At 59.5% G+C, this 6,391-nt stretch carries 5 protein-coding genes and 1 pseudogene; 5 read left to right on the plus strand and 1 reads right to left on the minus strand.

Going from position 1 to position 6,391, the window contains the following annotated elements:
- The first annotated feature begins 245 nt into the window (after positions 1-245).
- A complete protein-coding gene (locus tag C448_RS09440) occupies positions 246-1,163 on the plus strand; it encodes an ABC transporter substrate-binding protein (protein WP_004054139.1) in 918 nt (305 codons plus the stop codon).
- Between the two features lie 144 nt (positions 1,164-1,307).
- Entirely contained in the window at positions 1,308-3,065 is a 1,758-nt protein-coding gene (locus C448_RS09445; protein WP_004054140.1) for a carbon starvation CstA family protein, read from the plus strand.
- A gap of 397 nt (positions 3,066-3,462) precedes the next feature.
- Here C448_RS09445 and C448_RS09450 read toward each other — a convergent pair whose 3' ends face one another.
- Complete coding sequence (locus C448_RS09450; RefSeq protein ID WP_080503185.1) at positions 3,463-3,792, minus strand: DUF5789 family protein; 330 nt, start codon at positions 3,790-3,792, stop codon at positions 3,463-3,465.
- A 247-nt stretch (positions 3,793-4,039) separates the two neighbouring features.
- Here C448_RS09450 and C448_RS09455 point away from each other — a divergent pair, with 247 nt between their 5' ends.
- The 3 genes and pseudogenes from C448_RS09455 to C448_RS09465 all read left to right on the plus strand — a co-directional run.
- Positions 4,040-4,762 (plus strand): DUF7437 domain-containing protein, encoded by a 723-nt coding sequence (locus C448_RS09455; protein WP_049916222.1) that lies wholly within the window; start codon positions 4,040-4,042, stop codon positions 4,760-4,762.
- Between the two features lie 9 nt (positions 4,763-4,771).
- The gene (locus tag C448_RS09460; RefSeq protein WP_004054143.1) at positions 4,772-5,302 is read left to right on the plus strand and encodes a hypothetical protein; all 531 of its coding nucleotides are present in this window, start codon (positions 4,772-4,774) and stop codon (positions 5,300-5,302) included.
- A gap of 587 nt (positions 5,303-5,889) precedes the next feature.
- Positions 5,890-6,303, plus strand: a pseudogene (locus tag C448_RS09465) (phage integrase SAM-like domain-containing protein); the annotation flags it as partial.
- Positions 6,304-6,391: the final 88 nt, after the last annotated feature.

Here is a 6,391-nt window from a genome sequence, read left to right on the forward strand (position 1 = left end):
CCACCGGATCAACTGACGTCGATACTCGGAGGAGAGCAACCAGAATCACGTGCAGAGGCATCTACGAGAGGACCGCGCTAAACACGTACGGATTGGGAATTCTTATCTGCTTCTGAACCTTTCGCTTGTCATATCCAAGATTTTCAAGCATTTGTCGAGAATACTGGTGAATTGCCTCCGAGATCGTGGGGATTATCGCTACATTGGAATTTATTAACCCGCTAGGGGCTCAACGAGGGAACGCTATGGCAGATCTGAACGTCGCACACGAGTACTTCACCTGGCGTCTCGTCCAGGAGGTCGCCGAGGAGAACAGCTACTTCGAAGCGGAGGGCATCGATCCCGACCTGTCGTACTTCGCTCCGGGGACACAGGACTTCGACGACGGCGACAACGCGTTCGAGTCTGACTGGTGGGATGATCTTGACGAACAGGGCGGGACGCATGGCGTCTGCGAGTGGAACGCTGTCGACGCAGCCGCGGAGACCGACCGCGAGATCATCGGCTCTTACAGTGAGTGGGACCGCGTCATCTTCGCGCGGGCCGACTCCGACATCGAGGACATCGAAGACGTACGCGGACGCTCGATCGGGATCAACGAGTACGCGACCTCCTTCTACTCGCTCCCGGAGATCCTGGAGGGCAACGGATTCGATGAGGAGGAAATCGTCCTCGAGCACGTCGGGTCTGCGGAGGAACGCTTCGAGGCCGTCAAGGAGGGCGAGGTCGACGCCATCGGCGTCCTCGAGCCGTACGTCACGCTCGGCCGCTACGACGACGAACTATCGGAAGTATACGTCGGGCCGTGCCGGGCGGCGATCACGACGAAGGAGGACGTCGACCCCGAAACCGCTGCGAAGTTCCGGACCGCGCTCAACCGAGCCGTCGAGGAAATCAACGACGACCTCGAGGTGTACCGCGACAGGTATGTCGATATGCTCGAAGAGGCCGCCGATGAGAACCTCGATACCTTCGAGGACGTCGACTTCGATCGGCTCCGCGAGGAGTTCGAGCTACGGAACTTCCTGCCGGTCCGTGAGCCCGACTCCAAGCGGGTCGAACGGACCGCCGAGTGGATGCGCGAACACGGCTTCGTCGAGGAGGACGCGGAGATCGAGACGACCGAGGACGTCATCGAAGCCCAGTCGGAATCCGCCGATTGATACAGACTGTCGTAGCTATGTGCCGGTGACCGCTACCCCGTCGGACGTCATCACCGGTAAGAGACTACGACAGTCCTCACGAGGGCGGAGGTCAATTTGCTTGCGGTACGACAGTAACCCGATTATCACTCCTTACACCGACACATGGTTAGCCTCCTGACGGTCGTCGGCGGCGTCGCGTTGATCTTCACCGTCGCGTACCTGACCTACGGGCGGTACATGAGCCGCATGTTCGACCTCGACGAGGACAGGCCGACGCCCGCGCACGATCGGTATGATGGCGTCGATTACGTCCCCTCGCGGAAGCTCGAGCTATTCGGCCACCACTTCTCGAGCGTCGCCGGCGGTGCCCCGATCATCGGACCGATTACCGCCGCGCTCGCGTGGGGCTGGGCGCCTGCGCTCGCCTGGATCGTCGTCGGAACCATCGTCTACGGGGCGATGAACGACTTCGCGGTCCTCACGATGAGCGTCCGTCACGACGGCCGGTCGGTCGGTCACATCTTCGGACAGTACGTCGGCGAGCGCGGGAAGTCGCTGATGCTCTCTCTCGCGTTCACGGCGAACCTGCTCGTCATCGGCGTTCTCTCGCTCGTCGTTGCGATCGTGTTCGACGCGTACCCGAGCACGGCGACAGCCAGCGTCTGTTACGTCGTGCTCGCGCTGCTCTTCGGTCTTTACAAGCGATACGGGCTCCCCTTCCGGCTCGGCACGCTGCTCTTTGTCCCCGCTGTCTTCGGGGGCGTCTGGGTCGGCCTGCAGTACCCGCTGGTGCTGGTGTCGGACGGCGGCGCTACGGTCCTGCCGACGGTCGTGAACGCCAACGTGTCCGTCTGGCTGGTCGTGATCCTGCTGTATGCGTTCTTCGCGAGTGTCCTCCCGGTGCAGACGCTGTTGCAGCCCCGCGATTATCTCTCGTCGTTCCTGCTGTACGCAGGACTTGGCGGGGCGGTCCTCGCGATCGTCGTCGGGACGCTGTTCGGGACCGCGAACCAACCGCTGACGATGAGCCTCGACCCGTTCACCGGGTTTATGAGCGACGCGTTCGCCGGAATCGGCCCCGCGGTGCCGATGCTGTTCCCCACGATCTTCTGCGGCGCGGTCTGCGGGCTGCACTCGATGGTCTGCTCCGGGACGACGCCGAAACAGCTGAACCGCGAGACCGACGCGAACGCCATCGGATACGGGACGACCCTCGTTGAGGGACTGTTGGCGGTCGTCGCCATCGGAACCGTTGCGGTGATCCCTTCGATCCCCTCCGGCTCTGGGATCGGGCTCGCACTCCCGAGCTTCGCCGAGGGCGGGGCCATCATCCTCTCGGCGCTGGGCGTCCCGACCCGCCTCGGTGCGACGTTCATGGCCCTCGTCCTCTCGGCGTTCGCGCTGACGACAGCCGACACATCGATCCGACTCGGTCGGTACTTCGTCGAGGAGGCCGTCACCGACCCCGAGACGAGTTTCGCAGGGAACCGATTCGCCAATTCCGCCGCGCAGACGGCGCTCGCGTACCTGCTGGTCGCGAGCGGGAGCTGGGCAGCCGTCTGGTCGCTTTTCGGCAGTGCTGTCCAAGTGTTCGCTGGCCTCTCGATCGTCACCGTCGTCGTGTGGGTCCGCAACTGGGACGCGAGCAAGGAGGCACGCAGTCTGCTCGTCGGCGCCGCGTTCGTCCTCGTGATGAGCCTCTCGGCGCTGGGCTACCTCGGTATTTCGAACCTACGGACGAAACTCTTCAATCCGGTGTGGCTCGGTACCGCGTCGCCCGTCCAAATTGCCTCCGTCGCCGTCCAGGTAGTCATCGTCGGCATACTCGTCGCGCTGACCGTCGAGATCCTCCGTGTCGCCGCCGGGAACGTCTCGTTTGGTGTCGGGCGCTCGTCGACGGAGCGGGAGCCCGGCGACTGATAGGTGGCCTTCTCTGATCCGAAATCAAGCAAGCAGTTTTCTCATGCACGATAAGCGTTGGAATCAATCGACAGCCCAAATTTCACATAGGGCTATGCATGACGAATCGACCTAGCCAAGTTCAGCTCCGCGTGTTCTTTCCCAAGTTCTCGATACTTCTTCGCGCGTTGTCGTAACCGCTCCATACCGCAAGAGGGCGTCCAATTCCCCTGAACTCACCGATGTAACCCGCAGAAGGAGGCGGTGATCAACGGAGCAAAGCTACTTGCTTCACGAAGCGGAAGAGTGTCTTCCCCACAACAGCACTCTCCCGCTTCAGTACACTGATTCTGACGACCTATCCCGCTGCCCTCTGCGGATTCAACTGAGCCGTGAGGTTCAGAATCTCGGTACTCGGTTAGAGAGATTCTGGAGTCCACTCGGTTTCTTCGCCGATTACAGGCGGAGTTCGGTCAGAGTAGCCCTTCCGCCCAATTGCTCTCTCATCAACCATACTGAGGATAGCTTGACGAGCATCATTGGGTGAATCGAATGTCTCTCCCTGAAGTGGCTCAAAGAGATTCTGGAGTGTCTGAGTGCCAGCCGGGAACTCAACCTCATACTCTCCGTATTCGTCAACGAAGTCAGCGCTTGTTGCTGGATAATTATGGCTGGCAATCCGGTCGGCCAGATCACCGAACTCAACCCCCTGTTCCCGTGTATTGTGAGCCTCGTCTTTCTCTCCCATTGGATGTTAAATTTCGCAACCGTCATCAAAGACCCTTATGGCCAAAGGCACTCCGAATGACCAACGAGCTATACGCCCTCAGGAAGAACAATGCGAACCAATGGCCAAGAATCCAATTCAGAGATATCGGGGCAAGCTCCCCTTCTTCACTCGATGGAGGTGCTCGTTGATTCGGCCTGATCTGGGACATTGATCCACACAAGGCTGCCAACGATAGTCTGAAGTACATGGACTTCGGACTAAGGGTATGGACCTACCCCCCAATCACGATCACCTCCGTCCTGATGGCGGTACGGGTGGGGTGCTGGATCCACCACCGTTCGATGCAGTGGACGACGCAGCACTCACTCCCGAAGCGCTCGCCGAGAACGCCCCCCGGCTCGAAACGGTCGTTCAGTTACTCAACCGCCCGGCGCTCGCACGGATCTATGTCTACGTCTGCTATAGGGGTCCAGTAACGCCACCAACGATCATGGACGCGCTCGCCCTCTCGAAGTCGACCACCTACAAGTACATCGAGACGCTGACCGAATTCGGACTCGTCGAGCAGGACGACTCGACCCGGCCGCAGCGGCTGACCGCCGAGCCGCTGATCATCCTCGAACAGTACGCCTCGATCATCGTCACGCCGACGGTCCTCCACGCCATCGGACTCCAAGAGGTCGATGAGGACATCGCATACTTCGTTGAGCGTCACGGCGTCGGCAAACTCGTGGCCGCGCTGCGTGGGGCTGGCCTCCACTTCGCAGGAAGAACCACCCAGCGGATGATTGCTTCCGATATCGACGTGCGCGACACCGAGGCCATGATGATTGTCTACGCGCTCAGGCCGGCGCTCGCACTTGGCCGTGAACACGATCCCTACTTCGCATATCTCTTCCCTGATGTCCACGACCAGCTCGACCTCCCCGAACCCGACGACGAGGGCGGCGAGCTGGAGCGATCCCCAACGACAGATGCTGACGAGTGAGTCACCGGAATGAGTCGCTCATCGCCGCTATCGGCGGACGTACCGGCCATCGTCGATGCCAACGTGTTCTTCGCCATCGGGCGTCCATCGAACCCGAAGTACGAGCGCTTCCGGCACGAGGTTCGAACTGCTGGCGTCGTTCTACAGCTCCCGCGCTGCGTCGTCGGCGAGCTTGGTGGACCGGAAACCGACCGTATTCATCGCGCGCTCGACGAAGGATGGGCCGAAATCGTTGATGCGCCTTCGCCACAGGATGCGGATGCAGTCACTGCCAGCGATATCGCGCGACGCGTCATTGCGAACGAGACCGGCCAACCCGAACACGAAGTCGAAAAGACTGATACGATCCTCGCTGGGTTGGTGATTCAATATCTCCGAGACACAGGGGCGACAGACATCGTCGTCCTCACTGACGATATCCCGGCGAATCATGGAATCGAGACTGCAGTCGACGAGTTGGGCTACGGGGATGCGATCGGCGTCTACGGTCTCTCTGATATCATCGACGACGATTCGGACGACTCGCTGACCGTTATTTGATTTAAAGTCAGTTAGATCAATGTGTCATGCATAGCCATCTACGAAATCCAGAGTGCTGAGGGTGATTTCGCACATCTTGATATGTGTAACTCGTCAGCGATGTCTCGAATGCACCGCAAAGCGTGGTTTGCTTGCGTGCTTGTCTGACAATTTTATGGAGTGTTGAGTTGAACGATGACCGCTTTCGGCACTCGCATATTGTCGATATACCCTCCAGAGTGCCTGCTAAGTGCGTTCAGTTGGAGAACTGATCTGCTGGTTGAATCGATGAGATCCACGAAACGTATTGTAAATGACTTGGCGATTTGTAGGAATCCAAGCTCTAAAAATGAAGGAATTTTGATAAAGGTGTTGATATCCTAACATGGGGTTTATAGACCAGGATATGTCTATTTCACGGTCTATGTAAGGCGTATTCGGGCGTTTGAGCGATTTTAGTTGTTACTCGTGCTTAATCGAATAAGGACATGTAGATTTATCCGAAGCCCCGCCCTCTGCCACAGCGAGCACGATGCCACGACCCAGAACCACGGTTACTCGCCCGGAGAACGGCCATCGACTGGACGAACGTAGCGGAGGCGCGTAGCGTGGTGCAGATTGATGCGGTCATCGAGGACTTCCTGACGGACAAGGGCAAAGGTCAGGGTGGCGAGAGCGGCAACTATCGCCAAGACGCAGGCCGAGAGCTCGATCGATTCGTCGACTTCCTCACCGGCCACGAGGAGAGTCCGACGTCGTTCGACGAGTTGGACTCGGGTCATCTTCGCGAATACGCCCGTCACCTCACTCGGCAGGGCTGGACTGCGGGTACGGTGCGCACCTACTACGCGTACGTCTCCGCGTTCTGCGGCTGGGCCGTCCGCGAAGGTCATCTCGCCGAGAACGTCGCCCAGCGGCGCAACGCCACTGAGCCCATACCCGACGACGGCGGCCACAAGAGCGGTGATCAGCAAGCCTGGTCGGCCGAGGATCGACAGCAGCTCACTTCTTTCGTCGACGAACCATCCGTTCTAGGCTAATCCCGTCGTGACTGGGACGAATTGATCGGAAATCTGCTCTTCCAATCGGAGAACGCAATCGTTGGCTGGA

It is taken from the genome of Halococcus morrhuae DSM 1307 (genome assembly GCF_000336695.1).
GTDB classification, from domain to species: domain Archaea; phylum Halobacteriota; class Halobacteria; order Halobacteriales; family Halococcaceae; genus Halococcus; species Halococcus morrhuae.